Source organism: Sphingobium mellinum (assembly GCF_037860795.1).
Taxonomy (GTDB): domain Bacteria; phylum Pseudomonadota; class Alphaproteobacteria; order Sphingomonadales; family Sphingomonadaceae; genus Sphingobium; species Sphingobium mellinum.
In genome coordinates this window covers 100,467-123,183 of sequence record NZ_JBANRK010000005.1, presented here as the reverse complement: position 1 = coordinate 123,183, position 22,717 = coordinate 100,467, and the positions used below count along the sequence as shown (strand labels likewise).

Below are 22,717 nucleotides of genomic sequence, written 5' to 3'. Positions count from 1 at the left end.
GGTTGAAAGAAGCTTACCTAAGCTGCATCACACTCGCATCGGCATCAGCACGTAAAGCGCTGGACTACGGTCATTTTCGCGGATCAGAGTGGGCGCCGCGGCATCTGCCAGATGCAGTTCGACGACATCGCTGTCGATCTGCCCCAATATGTCGAGCAGATAGCGCGCGTTGAACCCGATATCGAAGCCTTCGCCCTGGAACGCGCCGGGCACTTCCTCCGCCGCGGTGCCGTTTTCCGGGCTGGTGACGGACAAGGTGATCTTGTCCCGGTCCAGCGTCATCTTGACCGCCCGGGTCTTTTCGGTGGCGATCGTGGCGACACGGTCGACGCCTTCCTCAAAGCCGCGCGGGTCGATCTTGAGCAGCTTGTCGTTGGCGGTCGGGATGACCCGGCTGTAATCCGGAAAGGTGCCGTCGATCAGCTTGCTGGTCAGGATCGCGCTGCCAAGGCCGAAGCGGATCTTGCTGGCGGACAGGCTGATCTGGACCGATCCGTCGACCTCGTCGAGCAGCTTGCGCAGTTCGCCGATGCATTTGCGCGGCACGATGATGCCCGGCATCCCGTCGGCCCCGTCCGGACGCGGCACGGTGACACGGGCAAGGCGGTGGCCATCGGTCGCGGCGGCCTTCAGCACCGGCTGGCCGTCATCCGACACATGAAAATAGATGCCGTTCAGATAATAGCGCGTCTCTTCGGTCGAGATGGCAAAGCGCGTCTTGTCGATGATCTGCTTGAGCGTCTCGGCCGGCAGTTCGAAGCTGGTGGGGAGTTCGCCTTCCGCGATCACCGGGAAATCGTCGCGCGGCAGAGTGGAAAGGTTGAACCGTGCGCGGCCGGCCTGGATCAGCATCTTGCCTTCCGCCGCGTGGAGCGACACCTGGCTGCCTTCGGGCAGCTTGCGGGCGATATCGAACAATGTGTGCGCCGAAATGGTGGTCGCGCCGGGCTGTTCGACCTGGGCCGAGACGCTTTCGACGATCTGCAGGTCAAGGTCGGTCGCCATCAGCTTGATCGCGCCGTCGGACGAGGCTTCGATCAGCACATTGGACAGAATGGGTATCGTGTTGCGCCGCTCGACCACCGACTGGACGTGGCTCAGGCTCTTGAGGAGCGTTGCGCGTTCGATGGTGGCCTTCATGTCCCTGTTTGTTCCGTTTCTTTTCTGCGCAATGCCGGGATTCGGTCGAATCCCGGCGACAATGATGGATGGTCCTTCATAACCACTGTTGCGACGGCGGCAAGCGTCTCGCTGATCGTTTCGCGAGGCGAAGGGTTGCAAAAGGACACGGCATGCGCTTTGCCGGGCGTCATGCATTGGCGCATCGCCCTTTCCCTGCCGTTGCTGCTGGCCGCCGTGCCGGCCCACGCCCGGGATTCGCTTGGCATATTCGAGGGATGGGGCGCCTTTCGCGATCCGGCGGCGCCGCGCTGCTACGCGATTTCCCGTACGGTGGACCCGCGCCGATTGGGCTTTGCTGCCGTCGGCACCTGGCCGCGCCAGCGCGTGCGCGGGCAGGTCCATTTCCGCCTGAGCCGCACCCGGACCGGAAACGCGCCGGTCATCCTCAACGTCGGCGAGCGCCGCTTCTCCCTTGTCGCCGGGCAGGCCGACGCCTGGGCTCCGGACGCGCGCGGTGACGCGGCCATCATCGCCGCGATGCGATCTGCCAGCAGCATGAGCGTTCAGACCGAAGATGCGAATGGGCGCGCCTTTGCCGACACCTACACGTTGCGGGGCGCCGCAACGGCGATCGACGCAGCGGCGCTGGGATGCGCCAGGCTGCGGTAGGAGCAGGCCGGAATCACCCGGCTTTAAAAATTCCGGCAAATCCGCTATGGGCCTGCCCATGCAATCAGCCGCCAGCCCGCTCATGCCGATTCCCGGCGCTATCGACCCTGTGCCCGTGCCACGCGCGGTGACGCCGCGCGAGGATGGGCGCACGGACCTTATGGGCCTGTCGCGTCCGCAGATCAAAGCCGCGCTGGAAGAGGCGGGTCTCGATGCCAAGCAGGCCAAATTGCGGTCGAAGCAGCTGTTCCACTGGCTCTACCATCGTGGCGAAACCGATTTCGACGCCATGACCGACCTTGCAAAGCCGATGCGCGGCTGGATGGCGGAGCGGTTCGTGGTGGGCCGGCCGGAAGTGATCGAAGCGCAGGTATCGAGCGACGGCACCCGCAAATGGCTGCTGCGGTCCGATGACGGCCAGGATTATGAAATGGTTTTCATCCCTGACGCCGATCGCGGCACGCTCTGCGTGTCAAGCCAGGTGGGCTGCACGCTCAACTGTCGCTTCTGCCATACCGGCACGATGCGGCTGGTGCGCAACCTCACGCCAGGCGAGATCGTCGGCCAGGTCATGCTGGCGCGCGATGCGCTCGGCGAATGGCCCAAGGGCAGCATGGCCTCGGCCAATGACGACGAAGCCGACGACGCGCCGCAATATACGACCGACGGGCGGATGCTGACCAACATCGTGATGATGGGCATGGGCGAACCGCTGTATAATTTTGATCATGTCCGCGATGCGCTGAAGGTCGTGATGGACGGCGACGGGCTCGCCTTGTCGAAGCGGCGGATCACCCTGTCCACCTCCGGCGTGGTGCCGATGATGGCGCGCGCGGGCGCGGAAATCGGCGTCAATCTCGCCGTGTCGCTCCACGCCGTGACCAAGGATGTGCGCGATGAACTGGTGCCCTTGAACAAGAAATTCGGCATCGAGCAGCTGTTGCAGGCCTGCGCCGACTATCCGGGCGCCAACAACGCCCGGCGCATCACCTTCGAATATGTGATGATCAAGGACAAGAATGACAGCGACGAGGATGCGCGCGAACTGGTGCGGCTGCTGCGCCAGTACAGGCTCCCCGCCAAGGTCAACCTGATCCCATTCAATCCCTGGCCTGGCACGGATTATGAATGTTCGACGCCAGAACGGATCAGGCGCTTTTCGGACATCGTGTTCGAAGGCGGGATTTCCGCGCCGGTCCGCACGCCGCGCGGGCGAGACATCATGGCGGCCTGCGGCCAGCTCAAGTCGGCGTCGGAAAAGAAGAGCCGCGCCGAACTGGACCGGCTGGCGGCGGAGAAACAGGCCGCTCTCGGCTGAGGCAGGTCAGCGCGGCGGCTCTCGCCAGCACCGAGCACGGTGCCGGAACTCTCAGCGGAGAGCTTAAAAACCCTGCAAAGACAGGAAAATGGTGACCCCTACGGGAATCGAACCCGTGTTTCAGCCGTGAAAGGGCCGCGTCCTAGACCGCTAGACGAAGGGGCCACATGCAACACCGTCTGGGCGGCGCTGCGAAGCGAGGGCGGCTTTAGGGGGGGACTTCGTAGCGGTCAACCCCTTGGCCCAGGAAAAATGACCGGGGCTTTCAATCCGCCCAGGCAGCGTCTTCCAGATGCAGTTCCGCCGCCGGACGCGGACCCCAATCGTCGATCTTTGCGCGACCCACGACCCACAGTCGCCGGTCGCGCGGCGCGCCCAATATCGCCTGTCCCAGATCGGATTCGGCCTGGCGAAAGGCGATGGTCTTGATCGACGTACCATCGTCACCCGCCATGATCGCGCGCAGATGGCCGTTGCCCACGACATCGGCCTTGATGACGCGCATCGGCCCTGCGGCGACCAGTGGCGCGGGCCAGCCGGCGCCATAGGGGCCACCTGCCTCGATGGCGTGGACAAAGTCCGGATTGACGCCCGCTGGAGCGAGAACGGCGTCGATCAGCAACGCGCGGTCGTCGCGCGCGCGGGCCACGGCGGCGGCGAGCCGTTCATCGAGGAAGTCGGCGAGTGCGTCGACCTTGTCCGCCATCACGGTCAGCCCCGCCGCCATGGCGTGCCCTCCGCCCGCGACGAGCAAGCCGCTGTCCTTGGCCGCAAGCACCGCCGCGCCGAGGTCAACGCCAGAGATGGATCGGCCGGAGCCCTTGCCGACGCCGGCGTCGTCGATGGCGATGATGAGGGCGGGACGGCCCGCTTTTTCCTTGATCCGGCCCGCGACGATGCCGATGACGCCCGGATGCCAGCCCGGCCCGGCAATCAGCGCGACGGCCCGGTCACCCTGCGCCGCCAGCAGGGCTTCGGCCTGTTCCTGCACCATCGCCTCGATAGCGCGACGCTCGTCATTGAGCTGGTCGAGTTCGGCGGCGATATGCGCGGCCTCCAGCGGATCTTCGGTGGTGAGCAGCCTGACGCCCAGATCCGCCTTACCCACGCGGCCCCCGGCATTGATGCGCGGGCCGAGCGCGAAGCCAAGATCATGGCACAAGGGCGCGCGGCTGAGCCGGCTGGCGTCGATCAGCGCCGCGAGACCAATGTTGCGGCGCTTCGCGATGACCTTGAGGCCCTGCGTGACGAAGGCGCGGTTGAGCCCCTTGAGCTGCGCGACATCGGCCACCGTGCCGAGCGCGACGATGTCGAGCAATTCCATGAGCGCAGGTTCGGCGCGACGCGTGAACCAGCCGCGCGCCCGCAGCACCCGCACCAGTGCGGCTCCCAGGAGAAAGGCGACGCCAACCGCCGCAAGATGGCCGTGCGCCGCCGCCTCTTCCCCTTCGTCGAGGCGATTGGGATTGACCAGGGCGAACGCGTCGGGCAGCGCGGCGGCGCATTTATGATGATCGACCACGACGACGTCGACGCCGGCCGTCTTCGCCATTGCGAGCGCCTCGAACGCCTGCGCCCCGCAGTCAACGGTGACGATAAGGCTCGCGCCCTCGCCCGCCAGCCGCACCAGCGCCTCGCCTGAAGGGCCATAGCCTTCCATCAGCCGGTCGGGAATATAGGGCCGCGCCGCCAGCCCCAGATCGCGCAGCAGCCGGATGAGCAGCGCCGCGCTGGTGGCCCCGTCGACGTCATAGTCGCCGAAGATGCGGACATCTTCGCCCCGCTCTACCGCGTCGGCCAGCCGCTGCGCTGCCGCATCCATGTCGCGGAACAGGCTTGGGTCCGGCATGAAATGACGGATGGTGGGATTGCGATGCGCGTCCACCGCCTCCCGGGGACAGCCGCGCGCAAGCAGGAGCTGAGTGACGAGATCGTCCGGCCGATAGCCGGGGTCGCGAGCGTCCGCGCCCCCGCCCCCGCCTCGCCAGCGCCAAGGTTGTCCGAGGATGGAGTGAGTGACGTTGAGCGCGACGGTCATGTTCCAGCCCTAGCCCGCTCCAGCGCAGGAGGAAAGCCGAACCGGGCGAGGCGAGGAACCGAATGAGAGTCTCGCGCGTATTGTCCGTTCGCACGCGCGAAAGGCGGGATGACAAAGGGGCAGCGACGTTTCATGACTTCCAGGCACGCGACACGCGCCCGGCATGCTTTGGGCGTCCTGATGATCGCGGCCTACCCCCCGCCTCTCGCCGCACAGACTCCTCCCTCACCGCCATCGAACGACCAGGGCAGCCCGATCTTGCCCGACACCGAATTCGAAGCGCGTCTGCCCAGGGCGGGCGGGGCCATCGCGGCCGATCCGAATGCGCCGCTTCCGTCGATCGACGACTGGATCGACCAGCATATGCCGCAGGCCGGCGCGCCCCAGCAGCTACCGCCGGCGACCGAACCGCTCCCCGAAACCGAGCTGGCACAGCCACTACCGCCGCTCGACAGCGTCACCGTTCCGCAGCAGGTGGCGGCGGACAATCCCCAGGAAAAGACGCAGGCGGTGCGCTACGCGGTCGAAGTGGAGGGGTTCGGCGGCACCGGACTTGAAGATGAGTTTCGCGCGTCTTCCGCGCTGGTCGATGGCAAGGGCCGCGCCGACACCGCCGCCATGGTCCAGGCGCGCGCGCATGAAGATGAGGCGCTGGCGGTCCGCCTGCTCTATTCCCAAGGCTATTATGACGGGACCGCGCTCGCCTCGCTCGACCAGAGCGGCAACGGCGCTCTGAAGGCCGTGCTGTCGGTGACCCCCGGCAAACGCTACAAGATCGGACAGATCGCCATACATGCCGGACCCACCGTTCCGCCAGAATTGCTGCGCGACAGCCTGCCGCTCCACACGGGCGACTATATCGTCGCCGCCGATGTCGAGAGCGCCGAGGCCAATGTCGGCGTGAAGCTGCCGGAACATGGCTATCCGTTCGCCAAGGTCGGCGAACGCGACATATTGCTCGACCCGGCGACCGTCACGGGCGACTATAGCCTGCCTGTCGAAACGGGACCGCGCGGTTCCTTCCGCGGCATCACGACCCGCGGGCGCAAGCAGGCTTTCGGCGCCGACCATATGCAGGTCATCAGCCGCTTCAGGCCGGGCGAACTCTATGACAGCCGCAAGGTCGACGACCTGCGCCGCGCGCTCGTCGCCACCGGACTGTTCTCCAGCGTCTCGGTTGATCCCGTGCGAACCAACGCGCCGGGTCCGGATAGTACCCAATATGTCGACCTGAATGTCGCGCAGGAGGCCGGGCCGCCCCGCACGCTGGCGGGGGAGGCCGGCTATGGTACGGGCCAGGGCTTCCGCGCCGAGGGGACCTGGACCCACCGCAACCTGTTCCCGCCCGAAGGCGCGCTGATCGCCACCGTCGTCGCGGGCACGCAGGAACAAGGTGCGTCGGGCACCTTCCGCCGCTCCAATGCTGGCAAACGCGACCGTACCTTCCAGACGGGGCTGACGCTCAATCACCAGAATTACGATGCCTATGAAGCCTTCACCGCCGCGATCAACATCAGCTGGGCGCGCCAGTCGACGCCGATATTCCAGAAGCGCTGGACCTACAGCTATGGCGCCGAAATCATCCTGACCAACGAAAAGACCACCATCGATCCGGCGACGGGGAAAACCGATCGCCTCACCTATTTCATCGGCGCGCTGCCTTTGCAGCTTGGTTATGATCGGACCAACGATCTGCTCAACCCCACCAGGGGCCTCCGCGCCAATCTGCGCCTGTCGCCTGAAGCGTCGCTGCGGGGAACTGTATCGCCCTATGCCCGCGCAACCTTCGACCTCAGCGGCTATTATCCGCTGTCGGACGCGCTGGTGATCGCGGCGCGCACACGACTGGGCACGATCAGCGGCGCCGGGCGCGACAATATCGCGCCCTCCCGGCGGATCTATGCGGGCGGGGGCGGATCGGTGCGCGGCTTTGGCTATCAGGAACTGGGGCCAAAGGACGTCAATAACGATCCGATCGGGGGCCGTTCGGTCAATGAATTCGCGATCGAGGGGCGCTATCGCACCGGCAATTACGGTGTCGTCGCCTTTGTCGACGCGGGCCAGGTCTATGAAAGCTCAATCCCGAAATTTTCCGACATCCGTTATGGCGTAGGCGTCGGAGGGCGCTTCTACACTGACTTCGGCCCATTCCGCGCCGACATCGCCATGCCCATCAACCGGCAGCCGGGCGAATCCCGGTTCACGCTCTATATCGGCATCGGACAGGCCTTCTGATGGCGGAAGAAACGCCCCCTGCCGCTGACGCCGAAGTCAGGGTGGTCCGCAAGGGCCGTCCGCCCTGGCAGAAGGTCGCGGTCGGCCTTGCCGGTCTGATCGTCGGGCTGGTCGTCCTTGTCGCGGGACTGCTGCTGTTCCTGAACACGCAGCCGGGCAAGGCATTCGTGATCCGCCAGATCGCCGCGCTGAAGCTGGAATCGGGCATGGGCATCAGCGTCGGCCGGATCGAAGGATCGATCTACAGCGATATGGTGATCCATGACCTGGTGCTGCGCGACCCCAGGGGTCCGTTTGCCGTGTCGCCCCGCGTCCACGTCGTATGGAGCCCGTTCCGCTACCTCAACAACCATATCTCGGTGCGACTGATGGAAAGCCCGCTGGTCGTGCTGGCACGCAGCCCTCAGTTCAACGTCACGAAGGCCGATCCCAACGCGCCGATCCTCCCCGACCTCGACATCGATGTCGACCGGCTGAAGATCGCGAAGTTCGTGCTCGCCAGGCCAGTGATCGGCCAGAAGCGCGAAATCGCCATCGACGGCGCCACGCATATCGCTGACGGCCGCGCGCGGCTGGCCGCCAATGTGGTGGTGGACAGCGGCGACCGGCTGCAGGCCTGGCTCGACGCGGTGCCGGATCAGAACCGCCTTGCCATGAAAGGCATGCTGACCGCGCCCAGGGGCGGGGTCATCGCCAGGATGAGCGGCCTTGCGGACGGCATGGTCGCAACGCTGGACGGCAAGGGCAGCTGGCAAGCCTGGAATGGCCGGATCGTCGCCCGCTCGCCGAAAGGGGAAGTGGCGAACATCGCGCTGGCCGCGCGTGACGGCAATTTCACGGCCAGAGGCCCGGTGCGGCCAGGGCTGGTCTTCGCCGGCACGATCGATCGGCTGACCACCCCGGCGCTGGATGTCGACCTGTTCGCCGGCCTCAACAAGCGGCGTGTGAACCTCAAGGGATCGCTGCGTTCGCCCGCATTGGCGGCTACGGCACAGGGCCTGATCGATCTTGGCACCAGCCGGTTCAGCGCGCTCAGGGTCGACGCGGCGCTGCTGACGCCGGGCGCGATCATGGAAAAGGTGCGCGGCAGGGCAGTGCGCGCATCCATCATTCTCGACGGGCCGATGGCGACGCCCTTCATCGACTATGACCTCAGCGCCGCGATGCTGGCGTTCGACCGGACGGGCATCGAGGGGCTGAAGGCCAGCGGCCGCGCGGTGATCGATGCCGGGCGCATTCGCATCCCCCTCAACGCGACGGCGCGTCGGGTTACGGGATTGAACGCGGCGGCGGGCGGCCTGCTGCAGAACCTGCGGGTGAAGGGCGACTTCGCCTATGCCGCGGGCAAGCTTATCAGCGACAATCTGAAGATCGACAGCGACAAGGTGGACGCAACCGCGATCGTCCTCGCCGATCTTGGCAACGCCATTTATCGCGGCGCCCTCAAAGGGCGGGTCAACGACTATCGCATCGACGGGGTCGGCATCGTGAACCTCACGACCGACATCGCCCTGATGCCCGGATCCAGGGGCGGCTGGGGCTTGTCCGGCAAGTTCGCCGCGCGCACGGCGCGGTGGGACAATGCGTCGGTGCGCGATTTCCTCGGTGGCAACGCGGTCGTGTCGGGGCGGATCGGCATGACGCCGCAGGGCAAGTTCACGCTGGCGGGCCTCAAGGGCGCGGCGCCCGATTTCCAGGTCCATTCCGGCTCGGGCAGTTATGACACGGACGGCGCGATCGCCTTTGATGCCGCCGCGACCTCGCGCCGCTACGGTCCCCTGACGCTCCATGTACGCGGCACCATGGATCGCCCACAGGCCGTGTTGCGTGCGCCCCGGCCCAATGTCGGCGTGCAGCTGTCCGACGTCGTAGCGAAGCTCGACGGCGAGGCGGCAGGCTACCGCCTCGAAGCGACCGGCGGCTCGCCCTATGGCCCCTTCTTCGCCAATGTGCTGATCCGCACCGCCCAGGGGCCGCTGACCATCGATATCACGAAGGCACGCTTCGCCGGGATCGACATGAACGGCCGGGTGCGGCAGAGCGCCGCCGGTCCCTTCACCGGACAGCTGGCGATGAACGGGTCCGGCATCACCGGAACGGCACAGCTGTCCGCCACGGGCAAGGCGCAGGCGATCGCGGTGAACGCGACCGCCAGCAATGCGAAGCTGCCCGGCGAGGCGAACCTGGTCATCGGCCGGGCACTCGTCACCGCCAATATGCTGTTGACCGATCAGCCGCAGATCAGCGCGGACGTGCAGATCGCCAATGCGGCCTATGGCGACTATGTGGTTCGCAAGGCGCGCGGACGGATCGCGTATCAGGGCGGCCGGGGGCGAGCGCAGCTGGTGGCGGACGGATCGACCGGCGTGCCCTTCGCGATCGCCGTCAATGCGGCACTGCGCCCCAGCCTCTATGCCGTCGCGCTGGAAGGCAAGGCCGGCAACATCCCCTTCCGCTTCGATCGGCCGGCCATCATCCGGGTCGAGCGCGGCGGCTATCGCCTCGAACCCGCGGCGTTGGTCCTGCCGCAGGGCCGGGTGGACCTGGCGGGACGCTTCGGCGACCAGACCGCCTTGCAGGCCCGTTTCAAGGATTTCGACCTGGCCATTGCCAACATGCTGAGCCCAGGCCTGGGCATCAGCGGCAAGGCGACGGGATCGGTCGATTTCGGCCGGAGCGGCCGGGCCTTCCCGGACGCGACAATGCGGCTTGCCATCAGCGATTTCCGCCGCTCCAGTCTGACGACCGTGTCAGAGCCTGTGGGGATGGCCGTCGAAGGCAGGCTGTCGCGAAGCGGTGGCGACCTGCGCGGTCTCGTCCGGCGCGGCGGTGCGACGCTGGGCCGCTTCGTTGCCACGCTCGCACCGCCAGGACCGGGTGCCGGCTGGGCGCAGCAGCTTGCCGCCGCGCCACTCGGTGGCGGCATACGCTATGCGGGGCCCGCCGACGTTCTCTTTTCCTTCGCCGGCCTTGCCGGTCAGCAATTGACCGGCCCGATAGCGGTGGCCGCCGACTTTGGCGGGCGGCTGGGCGCACCCCGGTTGAACGGCATCGTCCGCGCCAATGCGCTGACCTATGAAAATGAGACATTCGGCACGCGCGTCACGCAGATGCGGCTCGACGGGCGCTTCACCAACGACCGGCTGGACATTCGCGATTTCTCCGGCCGCGCGGGCGACGGGAACGTGCAGGCAAGCGGCTTTGTCGGACTGTCGGCGGACAGCGGCTATCCGATGAACATCGCGGTGAAGCTGGATCGTGCCCGCATCGCCCGCAGCGAAGCAATCACCAGCGTGGTGAGCGGCACGATCACCGTCACCAACAGCGCCGCCGATGGCGGGCTTGTCAAAGGCGACCTGAGGCTGCCCGAAACGCGCTATCGCATTGCCTGGCAAGGCGGGGCCGAGATCCGCCAGCTGCAGGGCGTGCGGCGCAAGGGCGAAGGCGCCGACCTGCTCGACCAGCGCCTGGCTGCGCGTCGGACGGCCCCCAGGCCAACGACGTGGAAACTCGACATCCGGGTGCGCGCCGACAATGAAATCTATCTGACCGGCATGGGCCTGGATTCCGAATGGAAGACCAACATGCGTATCACCGGCACCACCGCCGATCCGCGCGTCGTCGGCAGGATCGAGGTGATCCGTGGCCGCTACAGCTTCTCGGGCCATCAGTTCGACCTGGAACAGGGCGTCATCACCTTCAACGGCCCGATGATGAACCCCGGCCTTGCCATCCGCGCCGAAACGCGGATCAACACGGTGACGGCGGGCATCGCCGTCGGCGGCACGGCGCAGCGGCCCGATATCGGCTTCGTGTCGACGCCCAGCCTGCCGCAGGACGAGATACTGGCGCGCATCCTGTTTGGCGACAATGTCGCAAACCTGTCGGCGACGCAGGCGATCCAGCTGGCGGCGGCGCTCAACGGCCTGCGCGGCGGGGGCGGCGGCCTCAATCCGATGGGCAAGCTGCAAAATGCCTCGGGCGTCGACCGCATCGGCATCGTCAGCGGCGACGCGGCAACCGGGCGGGGGACGTCGCTGGCCGTGGGCCAGCACATCTCCAACAATATCTATGTGGAGGTCATCACCGACCCCAAGGGCTTCACCGCCACCCAGCTGGAAATCTCGCTCTCCAGGACGCTGAGCCTGCTGTCGAAGACCGGCACCAACGCGGGGTCATCGGCGAACCTGCGCTATTCAAAGGATTATTGAGGTGATCGGGTAGCGAGCGAGCCAGTTGCGCCTGGCCGCGACGGGTGGGCTTTTCGCGCCTGCATCCGGTGTCTGGGCACTTCGGCCAATGTCGGCGGGCTGAACATCACAGCCCGGTCGCCAGGGCGAGCGCGGATAAATGCATATTTCCCCCTTCGAAACGTCACCCGAATCTCGATATACGTCCGTATATGGAGGTCGCTTTGGTTCACAAGACGGGAAAATCAGGAGCTGCCTCATAAGCTGGGTTGGTCGGGAGAAGGGTTGCCTTCGGCCACGCGCGGGGCTGCCAGCAGCAATTTCATCAGTTCAGCATAGGCGGGGCTTTGGGTTATCGCTGAAGCTTCCTCCTGAAGGGTCCGATAGGCAGCCAGTATGGCCAATCCATGTTCCGTGACCCGTGCGCCACGCTCGCGTCCTCCGCCTGACAATGTTTCGACCAGCTTCTGCGCGAAACAGCGGTTCATCTCGTCAACCAGCAACCATGTGCGCCGGTAACTCATGCCGAGCGCCCGCCCCGCCGCGGAAATCGAGCCCTCTCGCCTGATCGCCTCAAGCAGGTCCGCCTTGCCCGGTCCCATGGCGTAGCCGTCCCCGCAGCGAAGCTGTAGTTTAATCTTCAGCCGACCCGTATCCACCTCAGATATCCAAAATGTCGCGAGCAGCGATCTGTTCGTGGAAGCCTTGATTCATTTCAGTCCTGATTCAGGAGAGCGAGTTACCCTTCGTGTAGGCAGTCGAATATCATCGCCGCACGCCAAAATCGACAATATGCTCGTCCTCACTCTGTCGACTGTAACCCTTGGGCCACGGAGAGGGAAAAAAACGTCCTATTTTTAATGCGGACCGCATTCCTCCCCTGTCCTACACCCCTCCGGCCCGCCCAGAATCGTGCGGTCTTTGAAATGTCGAACCGCTTCCCACGACGCCTACGCGCGCCTGCGCACGCGCGCGCATATGGTGTGAACTTCGGCGGAAAATCGCCGGTTTCACGCCTGATGCGCCGGGTCCGGAAGATGAGAATTCCTATCCACGGGAACTGGTCAGTTCATGTCATGCCGGCTTGAGCCAGCACTCCGCTATCTTCGACAAGGTGAGTGGAGCCCGGATCAAGTCCGCGATGACGAGAGGGCGAGGTGCGCGGCCCGGCGCGCCATCCTCAATGAAAATCGCGCGAGCGGGGCAATATCCGCACATTGCGCGGATGACTGGACGTACGAGGATGCTGCGGGTGCAGGAATTCATCCGCGCGTGACAGGGTGATGTTCGGGCGATGCGCGTCCGACAGGCGGGAAAGCTCGGCACTGCGGTCATGCACGCGGGCGGCCATCAGGTGGACGACGCCTTCCTTGCTGCGCTGCACTTCCCCTTCCACCAGCATCAGCCGCGACGCCATCACCGGGCGGCGCTGCATTTCGAACAGCCGCGCCCACAGCAGAATGTTGGTGATCCCGGTCTCATCCTCGATGGTGATGAAGACGGCATTGCCCTTGCCCGGCCGCTGGCGCACCAGCACCACGCCTGCGGTCCTGACCTGCGCGCCATTTTTAGCGGCGCTGGTTTCGGCGCAGCTCAGCACCCCTTCGGCGGCGAAGAGAGGCCGCAGAAACTGCATCGGATGGCCTTTGAGCGACAGCCGCGTCATCTGGTAATCGGCCGCGACCTGCTCGGCGAGCGGCATGATGGGCAGCCTCGCATCAGGCTCCTTGCCCAGTTCGCCTGCCTGCCCCTCGCGCTGGCGGGCGGCAGCGAACAGTGGCAGTTCGTCCGACGGCGTGCGCCGCGCTTCCCACAAGGCGGCGCGCCGGTCCTGACCCAGCGATCGGCAGGCGTCGGCATCGGCGAGCAGGCGCAATGCGCGCGCCGGCAGTGCCGCTCGCCGCGCCAGATCCTCGATACTGGCGAACAGTCCGCTTGCCCGCGCATCGACCAATTGCTGCGCCCAGGCTTCGCGAAAGCCGTCGATCTGGCGAAAGCCCAGCCGCAGCGCGAGCGCCCACCCCCTCCCCTCGCCCCGCCGACTGTCCCGCGAACGCAGCAGCGGCTCCAGGCTGTTGTCCCAGACGCTCATGTTCACATCGACATCATGCACCGTCACGCCATGTTCGCGCGCGTCGCGGACGATCTGCGCCGGGGCGTAGAAGCCCATGGGCTGGGAATTGAGCAGCGCGCAGGCGAAGACGGCGGGCTGGTGGCATTTGATCCACGCCGACACATAGACCAGCCGCGCGAACGACAGCGCGTGGCTTTCGGGAAAGCCATAGCTGCCGAACCCTTCGATCTGCTTGTAGCAGCGTTCGGCGAAGTCCCGTTCATAGCCGCGCCTGACCATGCCGTTGATCAGCTTGTCGCGAAACTTGTCCATGCCGCCCACCTGGCGGAAGGTCGCCATCGACCGGCGCAACTGGTTCGCTTCGGAAGGGGTGAATTCGGCGGCGACGATGGCGAGCTTCATCGCCTGCTCCTGGAACAGCGGCACGCCATAGGTATCCTTCAGCAGGTCCCGCAGCTCATGGGGATTGTGCGGCGGGCCGGGCGAAGGAAATTCGGCCTTTTCCAGGCCCGACCGCCGCCGCAGATAAGGATGCACCATATCACCTTCGATGGGGCCCGGCCGCACGATCGCCACCTGCACCGTCAAATCGTAGAGATTGATCGGCTTCAGACGCGGCAGCATGTTGATCTGCGCACGGCTTTCCACCTGGAACACGCCGATGCTGTCGCCCTTCTGCAGCATGGCGTAAACTTCCGTATCTTCGGAATCCAGGTCGACGGTCAGGTCATGCTTGCCCAGGCCATGGCGCTGCATCAGGTCATAGGCCTTGCGGATGCAGCTCAACATGCCGAGCGCCAGCACATCCACTTTCATGAGGCCGAGCGCGTCGATATCGTCCTTGTCCCATTCGATGAAGCTGCGGTCGGGCATCGCGGCATTATGGATCGGCACCGTCTCATCCAGCCGGTTCTGAGTCAGCACGAAACCACCTACATGCTGTGACAGATGGCGTGGAAAGGGAGCGCGGATCAGCTGTTCGACCAGCGTGCGCAGCCGCACCATTTCGGGATTGTCGAGCGCAAAGCCCGCTTCGGTGAAACGCGCATCGCCAAGGTCGCCCGAATAGCTGCCCCATACCGTGCTGGACAGGCGGGCGGCGATATCCTCCCCCAGGCCCAGCACCTTCGCCACCTCGCGCAGCGCGCTGCGTGAGCGATAGTGGATGACGGTCGCCGCGATGCCGGCCCGTTCGCGTCCATAGCGACGGTAGATATATTGCATCACCTCCTCGCGCCGCTCATGTTCGAAATCGACGTCGATATCGGGTGGCTCGTTTCGCTCATCCGACACGAATCGGGAAAAGAGCAGGTCGTGCTTCATGGGGTCGACAGACGTGACGCCCAGCAGGAAGCAGACGATGGAATTGGCGGCTGATCCTCGCCCCTGGCAGAGGATCGGCGGCTCCTGCGCACGGGCGAAGCGGACAAGATCGTGCACGGTCAGGAAATAATAGGCATATTTCTGCTTGCGGATGAGCCGCAATTCCTGACCGATCAACGCCCGGACCTTGGGAGGCAAGCTGCGTCCATAGCGTCGCTTCGCCCGCCTGCGCACCAGATTTTCCAGCCAGTCGTCGGGGGACCAGCCGGACGGAACCGGCTCATGCGGATATTCATATTGAAGGTCGCTGAGCACGAAGCTGATCCGATCGACAAATCGGATCGTTTCCGCCAGCGCATCCGGACAGGCGGCATAAAGCCGTGCCATCTCCTGGGGGGATTTGAGATGGCGTTCGGCATGGGCTCCCAGCCGTCGCCCCGCCTGCTTGAGCGTCACGCCGTCCCGGATGCAACTGAGCACATCCTGCAAGGGCCGCGCGCCATCGTCCGCATAGAGCACGTCATTGGTCGCGATGAGCGGCACCCCGAGTTGCGCGGCGATGCGCTGCATGGTGGCGGCATGGCGGCCATCCCGCCCGGCATAGCGCATGGTGAGCCCCAGCCACACCCGCCCCGGCGCTTGGTCCTGCAACTGTCGTACCGCATCCTGCCATGTGGAGGGCGAGGCAGGCGGAACCAGTCGCAGATGAGAGACAGGCCCCTTCTCCCCATCCCTGTCTTCGAAAGAATAAGCGGGAGGCGCTTTATGCACCTGTTGCGGCCGCGCGGTGGAGAGCGGCAGGACGATAAGCAGAAGATCGTCAAGATGATCGATCAAGTCCCCAAAGGTCAGGATGCAATCGCCCTTGATTGCTTCGATATTGCCCTTGGTGAGCAGTCGGGTCAGCCGTCCCCAGCCGAAACGGCTCTGGGGATAGGCGAGGATGTCGGGCGTGCCGTCGACAAAGACCAGACGGGCGCCCACCACCAGGCGCAGATCGGTGCGACAGGCGGCCTCTTCCGCCGGCGTCAGCCGAGGCGGCTCGCCCCTGTCCTGCTTCGCTTCGATCAGGGCAGCCCGCGCCTTGGCGGGAGCATCGCGCAAGGCGACATGGGCGCGAACGACCCCCGCGACGCTGTTCCTATCGGCAATGCCAATGGCGCGGAGGCCCAAATGGACCGCTTGCCCTACCAGATCGGACGGATGGGACGCGCCGTGCAGAAAACTATAATTGGACATGACGCCCAATTCCGCAAAGGCCGGCTGCGCCTGCCCGGGTGGTGAAGATGCGGGCGGGCGTGGCTTTCTCTCGCTCTCCCGCGCCGCCTCGATCGCGTTCAACTCGCGCCGATCGATCGACTTGGGCTTGGCCGGATCGGGTGCCTGGCCCCGCCGCTTCATGCGAACAGGCCGTGAATATACCATCGCGGATGGGCCACCTCCGTCCCGTACAGGCCGTGGCGGAAAATCCAGTAGCGCCGCCCCCGCGCATCCTCGATCCGGTAATAATCGCGCGTCAGGCCGGCGCCTTCCCCTTCGATCGCGCCGTCCTTCGCCTTCCACCATTCGGGGGCGATCCGCTCCGGTCCCTCGAAGCGGGTCACTTCATGCACCGTCCGGCGCCATCGGAAGCGATGCGGCGGCCCGTCGGGCACCTGCGCCACCACCTCGACCGGCTGGGGCGGATCGAACAGATGGATGGGACGCATCGGTGGATCGCCGGGTTCGGCCAGCTTCGGCCAACTCACAGGCGCCCGGCTTTCGACCGCCGGCAGGGCCAATTGCGCCTGTTCGGGGATATGGCTGTCGCGCGGCTCCAGCCGCTGGATACGCCCCCGCCCGACGCGGACCGACAGCCGATCGACCAGCGCGGCAACGGCTTCCTCGCGGCGCACCTCTCCCCCCTCCAGCGCCAGTTGAGTGGGGGCCATGGGCTCGGCCTGCGGGACAGTAAGGCGCAGCATGTCGAAGCCGAAGCCGGGGTCGATCGGGTCGGACAGGCTGTCGATCCGCTCCTGCGCCAGCCGCATGATCGACGCCGCATCGCGCAGCGGCAGGCTGGTTTCGATGCGCAGGGGAAAGGCAAGGCCATCGGTACGAAAGAAGATGATCTCGAACCGGCGCCCGCCCTGTCCGCGCTCGCCCAGCCGTTCGCCTGCTTCCTCCACCATCGCTTCCAGCGCCTTGAGCGCATAGGCGGTGCTGCCCACCGGCTCGGCGAAGCGGCGTTCGATGCGGACGATGGGGCGCGGGCGCCGGGGCGCCAGCGGGCGGTGGCCCAGGCCCAGCAGCCGGTGCAACGCGTCCACCGCATCCTCGCCGAAGCGAGCCGCCAGTATCGAGGCCGGACGCGCTGCGAGATCACCGATGATCCGCAGCCCCGCGCGGCGTAGCGCGACTAGGCTGTCCTCGTCCAGGCCCAGCGCCTCGACCGGCAGGCGGCGGAGCGCGCCCTCTTCATCGGCGGCAGGCGCGGAGGCGAAGCGGGCAAGCGCATGAGCACCTTCGGGGCTGCCCGCCAGCGCATGACGCACGCGCATGCCGTGCCGCTCCAACCGGTCGGCCACGTCGCGCACCAGTGCCTCTTCCCCACCCCACAAATGCGCGCAGCCGCTGATGTCCAACATCAGTCCCTGCGGCGCATCGACCGCGACGCTCGGCGTATAGCGGGCGCAGCCGTCGCACAGCCGCTCCAGCCAGTCCTGGTCGGCATGCGGATCGGCATCGAAGACGACAAGGCCGGGCTCGCGTGCCCGCGCGTCGGCCAGGGTCATGCCGGCCGTCAGGCCAATCGCCAGCGCATCGGCATCAGACGTGACGAGCCGCATGGCCCCGCGTACCGGTTCGACGATGGCGCAAGGCCCTTGCTGCGTCGCCCAGAGGTCAGGCCGCGCGATGCGCAGCCGGTCGAGCGGCAGGAACGGGAACCACAGCGCCAGGTAGCGGCGCGCCTGCACCGCGCCCTCCACCGTCCTGTCCATGGTCATGGCGTTCATGGCATTCGTCTCCAAAAGCTCCCCGCTCGCTGTCCCAGACCAGCCGCCAGGCAAGGCCATCGGGTCCCGACCGCCGGCGCAGCAAGCTGATGTCGAAGGCGCTCATCCCCGGCGCATTGCCCGGCAGGGGCACCGATGGTGCCGCCGTCACCTGCCAGCGCGTGTCCGCCGCGCTGGGCACGGGATCGCCATCGATCCGCAGCAGCAGCGCCGTGACTCCCGATGCCTCCGCCGCCAGCGCGAGACGACGGCTGGCGGTGAGGTCGAGCAGCGGCGCACGTCCGCGCAGTTCGATCACCAGCGCGCCCAGCGCCGGGCAGCGCAGCGCATCCGCCGCCGCCTGCAGCAACAGCGCCTCGGTCGCCATCATGCCGATCAGCAGCCTCGCCGGGTCCAGCCCCAGCGCGACCAACCCCGGCCCATAGGCCCGCGCCATTCCCTTGCCGCCGCCGCGCAGCCAGAAAAGCGGCGCTTGGCCCGCAGCCAGATGAGCGAGGATCAATCCCAGCCCGACCGCCGCGCCTTCATCCTCCGCGCCGCCGAACAGTTCATGCACGCGCCCCCGGGCCAATCCGCCTTGCAGTGCCTGGTCAAGCAGGCCATGGCCGGTGGCGACGCGGCCACAGCCTTTCACCGCCGGACCGCCCTCCAGCGATGCGATGCGCCGCCTCAACGCAGCTAATGTTGTCACCGACTCGGTCATATAGATGTTCCCTATATGTTCCTTTTCGGTGCTGGCAATCGCGCTGTCAATGTAGAGCGTTCGGGTGAAGAGAGACTTCCCTCTCCTCAAGGGGAGAGGAAAAGGTTCAACGCCGCCAGCGCGCCCAGATGGCGGTAGGCAGCAGCAAGCCCCGCGCTTCCTCGCGCACCACCAGTTCGCCCGCCTCGACCGTGCCGGGCAGGTCGGCAAAGGCTTGGGCGACCAGTTCGCCGATCGCCAGCGCCGACATGCGGACCGCATAGACCGTCAGAAACAGGAAGCGGCTGTCGCCATCCAGTAATTGCCGGCAGTTGGAGATCAGGCCGGGCAGATCCTCCTCCAGCCGCCAAATCTCGCCATCGGGACCCCGGCCATATTTGGGCGGGTCGAGCAGGATGCCGTCATAGCGCCGCCCGCGCCGCACCTCGCGGTTGACGAACTTGGCGGCATCATCGACGATCCAGCGCACAGGCCGATCCTCCAGGCCCGACGCGGCCGCATTGGCGCGGGCCTGCGCGACCGATTTCTTCGACGCATCGACATGCACCATCTGCGCGCCGGCCGCGCTCATCGCCAGCGTGCCAACCCCGGTATAGCCGAACAGGTTCATGACCTGGGGCTCCGCCTTGTCCGCCACCTGCTCGCGCATCCAGCTCCAGACCGGCGCCATGTCGGGAAAGAAGCCCAGATGGCGAAAGGGCGTGCAACTCGCCTGGAACGTCACCTCGTTCCAGCGGAGCGGCCATCCTTCCGCCGGCACCGGACGATCATAGAACCAGCGGCCGCCGCCTTCCTCATCGGACCCGGGGACGAATTCGCCATCGGCTTGCCAGTCGGCACTGGCGGGCGCCCACATCGCCTGCGGCTCGGGACGGATGAAGCGATAGCGGCCATAGCGCTCCAGCTTGCGACCATGGCCCGAATCGACCAGGCCATAGTCCGGCCAGGGTTCGCCGATCAGCGTTTCCAGCGTCATGCCCGAGGCGTGGAGCGCTCCGCGACATAGGCGGTGATCGCCTCGAAGGTCGCGGGCAGCTTGGCATAGGCCTCCTCACGGGCGAAGAGGTCTCCCATGCGCGACGGCAGCGGCGGGCGCAGCCCGGTAGCGCGCTCCACCGCATCCGGGAACTTGGCGGGATGTGCGGTCGCCAGCGTCACCACCGGCACAGCGGGGTCGACCTCCAGCGCGCGCGCAGCGGCGAGGCCGACCGCGGTATGCGGATCTATCACCTGGCCGGCGCCGTCGAATGCCCAGCGGATCGCCATGTTCATGGCGTCGCCATCGACGCGGGCCGAAGTGAAAAGCTTCGCCGCGCCATCGCGCTGCGCATTGGTGAGGCGCATCGACCGGTTTGCCTCGAATCCCTTCATCTGCTCGGCGAGCGCCAGGCCGCCGCGGCCGCCGCGGCCGCCGGCGTCGAACAGCAAGCGTTCGAAATTGGAGCTGACCTGGATATCCATGCTGGGCGTCGCGGTCTGGACCACCTGCCCCTGGCTGTAATCGCCATCGGCGAGCGCGCGATGCAGGATGTCGTTGACGTTGGTCGCGACCATCAGCTTCACCACCGGCAGGCCCATCTGCGCCGCGACATAGCCGGCGAACACGTCGCCGAAATTGCCCGTCGGCACGGAAAAGGCGATCGGCCGCTCCGGCGCGCCCAGGCGCACGGCGGCATAGAAATAATAGACCACCTGCGCCATCAGCCGGGCCCAGTTGATGCTGTTCACCGCCGACAGGTTGAACCGCTTTGAAAATGCGGCATCGTTGAACATCGCCTTCACCAGCGCCTGCGCGTCGTCGAAGCTGCCCTCGATGGCGATGTTGTGAACGTTGGGCGCCCTGACCGTGGTCATCTGCCGCCGCTGCACATCCGACACCCGCCCTTCGGGATGGAGCATGAAGATGTCGATCTTCTCCCGCCCGGCGACCGCATCGATCGCAGCCGATCCGGTATCGCCCGATGTCGCGCCCACGATGGTCAGATGATCGTCGCGGCGTGAAAGGAAACGCTCGAACATCTGTCCCAGCAGCTGCAGCGCCACATCCTTGAACGCCAGCGTCGGACCGTGAAACAGCTCAAGCAGCCAGTGCTGATGGTCCAGCTGCACCAGTGGCGTCACCGCCTGATGGCTGAACCGCCCATAAGCAGCGGTGCACAGTTCGCGCAGTTCGTCCTCGCCCAGCGATCCGGCAACATAGGGCGCCATCACTCGAACGGCGGTTTCAACATAGGACAGGCCGGCCAGCGCCCGAATATCATCGGCAGAAAAGCGAGGCCAGCTTTCGGGCACATAGAGCCCGCCATCGGACGCCAGCCCCGCCAGCGTCACATCCTCGAAACCCAGCGCCGGCGCGCTTCCCCTGGTGCTCACATATTGCATGATGGGGAAGCGCGGTAGCGGTGCGAAGCCGCGGGAGCAAGCTTTTACGACGCCTCGCCCTTCAGGCGGCACCCCGTCGCCGCAGCGCCAGCAGGTAGATGACGATCGCAATCGCGGCGAAGAAGAACCACTGCACGGCATAGGCGAGGTGATTGTTGGGCACGTCGGCCACGCTGGGCGGCGCCACGGCTTTAAGCCCCGCCGGCGCGCGATCGGCGATCAGCATCGGGCGCAGGGGCGGCGCCTTGCCGCCCAGCCGGGAAAGGAGCGATCGATGATCGGGCTCCTCCGAAATCCAGCCACTGACATGGCCGCCATTCCAATTCGGCCTGGCATCAGGTTTTTGCGTGACGCCCAGGGCGACGAGCAGACCCGGCCCTTCGGCGCCCGTCGCGCACTGTGCGATATGCCGGTATCCGACCGTTCCGTCGGCCGCGCGCCCCGCCTCTGTCTGCCAGCCGATGACCCGCAGGCAATAGGCCGACGAACGGCGGAACAGCAGTTCGGCGGGAACGGGGGGCACGCCAGGATAGCCGACCGCCGGCCTGGTCGGATTGGCGGCCGCCAACGCCAGCATCGCTTCCTTCTCGTCCCTCCGGTGCAATTGCCAGATGCCGAGGCCGATCATTACCGCGACGGCGAGCGCGACAATGATCGTGGGTATGAGGGGAACCTTCCGTATCACTGCGCTTCACTCCCGCTTCGCGATTCGCCTTCGTTCGCGCAATTCCCTAGGTTCGGCATGCCGCCATAATGGCCCTTCCCGCAAAAGAAAACGGCCGGGGGAAACCCGGCCGCATCCAATCGACATGTCGTGCGGATCAGCCGCCGTGGATCGGCGCGCCCCAGCCACCCCAGACATAGATGACGACGAACAGGAACAGCCAGACGACGTCGACGAAATGCCAATACCAGGCGGCCGCCTCGAACCCGAAATGCTGGCGCGGCGTGAAGTCGCCCTTGTGCGCGCGGACCAGGTTCACCAGCAGGAAGATAGTGCCGATGAGCACGTGGAAACCGTGGAAGCCTGTCGCCATGTAGAAGGCCGAGCCGTACGGCGTCTTGCCGAACGGGAAGGGCGCATGGGCATATTCATAGGCCTGGATCGAGGAGAAGAGCAGGCCGAGGATAACGGTCAGCGTCAGCCCCTTCTTCAGCCCTTCGCGATCGCCATGGATCAGCGCATGATGCGCCCAGGTGACGGTCGTGCCCGAGCAGAGCAGGATCAGCGTGTTGAGCAGGGGCAGCTCAAACGCATTCATCACCTCGATGCCCTTCGAAGGGAAAAGCCCTTCGATAGGCGCCAGCTGGCTGGGGAAAAGGGAGAAGTCGAAAAAGGACCAGAACCAGCCGACGAAGAACATCACTTCCGAAGCGATGAACAGGATCATGCCATAGCGCAGGTGCAACTGGACGACGGGCGTATGATCGCCGGCATGGGCTTCCGCGATCACATTGGCCCACCAGCTGTACATGGTGAACAGGACGCCCACCACGCCGATCAGGAAGACCCAGCCACCGCCCGCCGGCATGGCATCAGGATGCATCCACATGATCGCGCCCAACGCCATGACCAGCGCCGACATGGAACCGAACAACGGCCAGATGCTGGGCGGTAGGATGTGATAATCGTGGTTCTTGGCGCCTGCCATGACGTTCTCTTCCCT

The 22,717-nt window shown here is 66.0% G+C and carries 14 protein-coding genes and 1 tRNA gene; 4 read left to right on the top strand and 11 right to left on the bottom strand.

From position 1 onward, the window contains the following. Positions 1 to 27: 27 nt before the first annotated feature. Positions 28 to 1,140, bottom strand: coding sequence for a DNA polymerase III subunit beta (gene dnaN, locus AAC640_RS09295; RefSeq protein ID WP_340265833.1), 1,113 nt, complete (start codon positions 1,138 to 1,140; stop codon positions 28 to 30). 171 nt (positions 1,141 to 1,311) lie between these two features. On the opposite strand from dnaN, the gene AAC640_RS09290 reads away from it, so the two are divergent. After that, positions 1,312 to 1,791 (top strand): hypothetical protein, encoded by a 480-nt coding sequence (locus AAC640_RS09290; RefSeq protein WP_340265832.1) that lies wholly within the window; start codon positions 1,312 to 1,314, stop codon positions 1,789 to 1,791. 58 nt (positions 1,792 to 1,849) lie between these two features. Beyond that, positions 1,850 to 3,109: a dual-specificity RNA methyltransferase RlmN gene (gene rlmN, locus AAC640_RS09285; protein ID WP_340265831.1), complete on the top strand. Its 1,260-nt coding sequence runs from the start codon at positions 1,850 to 1,852 to the stop codon at positions 3,107 to 3,109. An 89-nt stretch (positions 3,110 to 3,198) separates the two neighbouring features. On the opposite strand, the gene AAC640_RS09280 is transcribed toward rlmN, so the two are convergent. Together AAC640_RS09280 and recJ are read right to left on the bottom strand one after the other, a co-directional pair. Further along, a tRNA-Glu gene (locus tag AAC640_RS09280) sits at positions 3,199 to 3,274 on the bottom strand. 100 nt (positions 3,275 to 3,374) lie between these two features. Further along, complete coding sequence (recJ, locus tag AAC640_RS09275) at positions 3,375 to 5,147, bottom strand: single-stranded-DNA-specific exonuclease RecJ (protein WP_340265830.1); 1,773 nt, start codon at positions 5,145 to 5,147, stop codon at positions 3,375 to 3,377. 132 nt (positions 5,148 to 5,279) lie between these two features. On the opposite strand from recJ, the gene AAC640_RS09270 reads away from it, so the two are divergent. Together AAC640_RS09270 and AAC640_RS09265 are read left to right on the top strand one after the other, a co-directional pair. Then, entirely contained in the window at positions 5,280 to 7,382 is a 2,103-nt protein-coding gene (locus tag AAC640_RS09270) for a BamA/TamA family outer membrane protein (protein ID WP_340265829.1), read from the top strand. After that, positions 7,382 to 11,593, top strand: coding sequence for a translocation/assembly module TamB domain-containing protein (locus AAC640_RS09265; protein ID WP_340265828.1), 4,212 nt, complete (start codon positions 7,382 to 7,384; stop codon positions 11,591 to 11,593). Before AAC640_RS09270 ends, AAC640_RS09265 begins: the two co-directional genes overlap by 1 nt. Before the next feature lie 236 nt (positions 11,594 to 11,829). On the opposite strand, the gene AAC640_RS09260 is transcribed toward AAC640_RS09265, so the two are convergent. The 8 genes from AAC640_RS09260 to AAC640_RS09225 form a co-directional block, all read right to left on the bottom strand. Beyond that, the gene (locus AAC640_RS09260; protein WP_340265827.1) at positions 11,830 to 12,231 is read right to left on the bottom strand and encodes a winged helix-turn-helix domain-containing protein; all 402 of its coding nucleotides are present in this window, start codon (positions 12,229 to 12,231) and stop codon (positions 11,830 to 11,832) included. 521 nt (positions 12,232 to 12,752) lie between these two features. Continuing rightward, positions 12,753 to 16,370 (bottom strand): error-prone DNA polymerase, encoded by a 3,618-nt coding sequence (locus AAC640_RS09255; RefSeq protein WP_340265826.1) that lies wholly within the window; start codon positions 16,368 to 16,370, stop codon positions 12,753 to 12,755. After that, positions 16,367 to 17,956 carry a Y-family DNA polymerase gene (locus AAC640_RS09250; protein ID WP_340265859.1) on the bottom strand — a complete coding sequence of 530 codons (1,590 nt, stop codon included), beginning with the start codon at positions 17,954 to 17,956 and terminating at the stop codon, positions 16,367 to 16,369. Before AAC640_RS09250 ends, AAC640_RS09255 begins: the two co-directional genes overlap by 4 nt. After that, positions 17,853 to 18,668, bottom strand: a complete 816-nt coding sequence (locus AAC640_RS09245) for an ImuA family protein (RefSeq protein ID WP_340265825.1) — start codon at positions 18,666 to 18,668, stop codon at positions 17,853 to 17,855. Before AAC640_RS09245 ends, AAC640_RS09250 begins: the two co-directional genes overlap by 104 nt. Before the next feature lie 106 nt (positions 18,669 to 18,774). After that, positions 18,775 to 19,644, bottom strand: a complete 870-nt coding sequence (locus AAC640_RS09240; protein WP_340265824.1) for a class I SAM-dependent methyltransferase — start codon at positions 19,642 to 19,644, stop codon at positions 18,775 to 18,777. Continuing rightward, the gene (gene thrC / locus AAC640_RS09235; protein WP_340265823.1) at positions 19,641 to 21,050 is read right to left on the bottom strand and encodes a threonine synthase; all 1,410 of its coding nucleotides are present in this window, start codon (positions 21,048 to 21,050) and stop codon (positions 19,641 to 19,643) included. Before thrC ends, AAC640_RS09240 begins: the two co-directional genes overlap by 4 nt. 61 nt (positions 21,051 to 21,111) lie before the next feature. Further along, positions 21,112 to 21,735 (bottom strand): SURF1 family protein, encoded by a 624-nt coding sequence (locus AAC640_RS09230; protein ID WP_340265822.1) that lies wholly within the window; start codon positions 21,733 to 21,735, stop codon positions 21,112 to 21,114. A gap of 136 nt (positions 21,736 to 21,871) precedes the next feature. Continuing rightward, on the bottom strand, positions 21,872 to 22,702 hold the full coding sequence (locus AAC640_RS09225) for a cytochrome c oxidase subunit 3 (RefSeq protein WP_340265821.1): 831 nt from the start codon (positions 22,700 to 22,702) through the stop codon (positions 21,872 to 21,874). Positions 22,703 to 22,717: the final 15 nt, after the last annotated feature.

Coding starts and splice junctions, on each gene's coding strand:
- AAC640_RS09240 (WP_340265824.1), bottom strand. CDS start 19,644: ATGACGCTGGAAACGCTGATCGGCGAACCCTGGCCGGACTATGGCCTG.
- AAC640_RS09290 (WP_340265832.1), top strand. CDS start 1,312: ATGCATTGGCGCATCGCCCTTTCCCTGCCGTTGCTGCTGGCCGCCGTG.
- AAC640_RS09250 (WP_340265859.1), bottom strand. CDS start 17,956: ATGACCATGGACAGGACGGTGGAGGGCGCGGTGCAGGCGCGCCGCTAC.
- dnaN (WP_340265833.1), bottom strand. CDS start 1,140: ATGAAGGCCACCATCGAACGCGCAACGCTCCTCAAGAGCCTGAGCCAC.
- recJ (WP_340265830.1), bottom strand. CDS start 5,147: ATGACCGTCGCGCTCAACGTCACTCACTCCATCCTCGGACAACCTTGG.
- thrC (WP_340265823.1), bottom strand. CDS start 21,050: ATGCAATATGTGAGCACCAGGGGAAGCGCGCCGGCGCTGGGTTTCGAG.
- AAC640_RS09255 (WP_340265826.1), bottom strand. CDS start 16,370: ATGAAGCGGCGGGGCCAGGCACCCGATCCGGCCAAGCCCAAGTCGATC.
- AAC640_RS09270 (WP_340265829.1), top strand. CDS start 5,280: ATGACTTCCAGGCACGCGACACGCGCCCGGCATGCTTTGGGCGTCCTG.
- AAC640_RS09225 (WP_340265821.1), bottom strand. CDS start 22,702: ATGGCAGGCGCCAAGAACCACGATTATCACATCCTACCGCCCAGCATC.
- AAC640_RS09245 (WP_340265825.1), bottom strand. CDS start 18,668: ATGACCGAGTCGGTGACAACATTAGCTGCGTTGAGGCGGCGCATCGCA.
- AAC640_RS09265 (WP_340265828.1), top strand. CDS start 7,382: ATGGCGGAAGAAACGCCCCCTGCCGCTGACGCCGAAGTCAGGGTGGTC.
- rlmN (WP_340265831.1), top strand. CDS start 1,850: ATGCAATCAGCCGCCAGCCCGCTCATGCCGATTCCCGGCGCTATCGAC.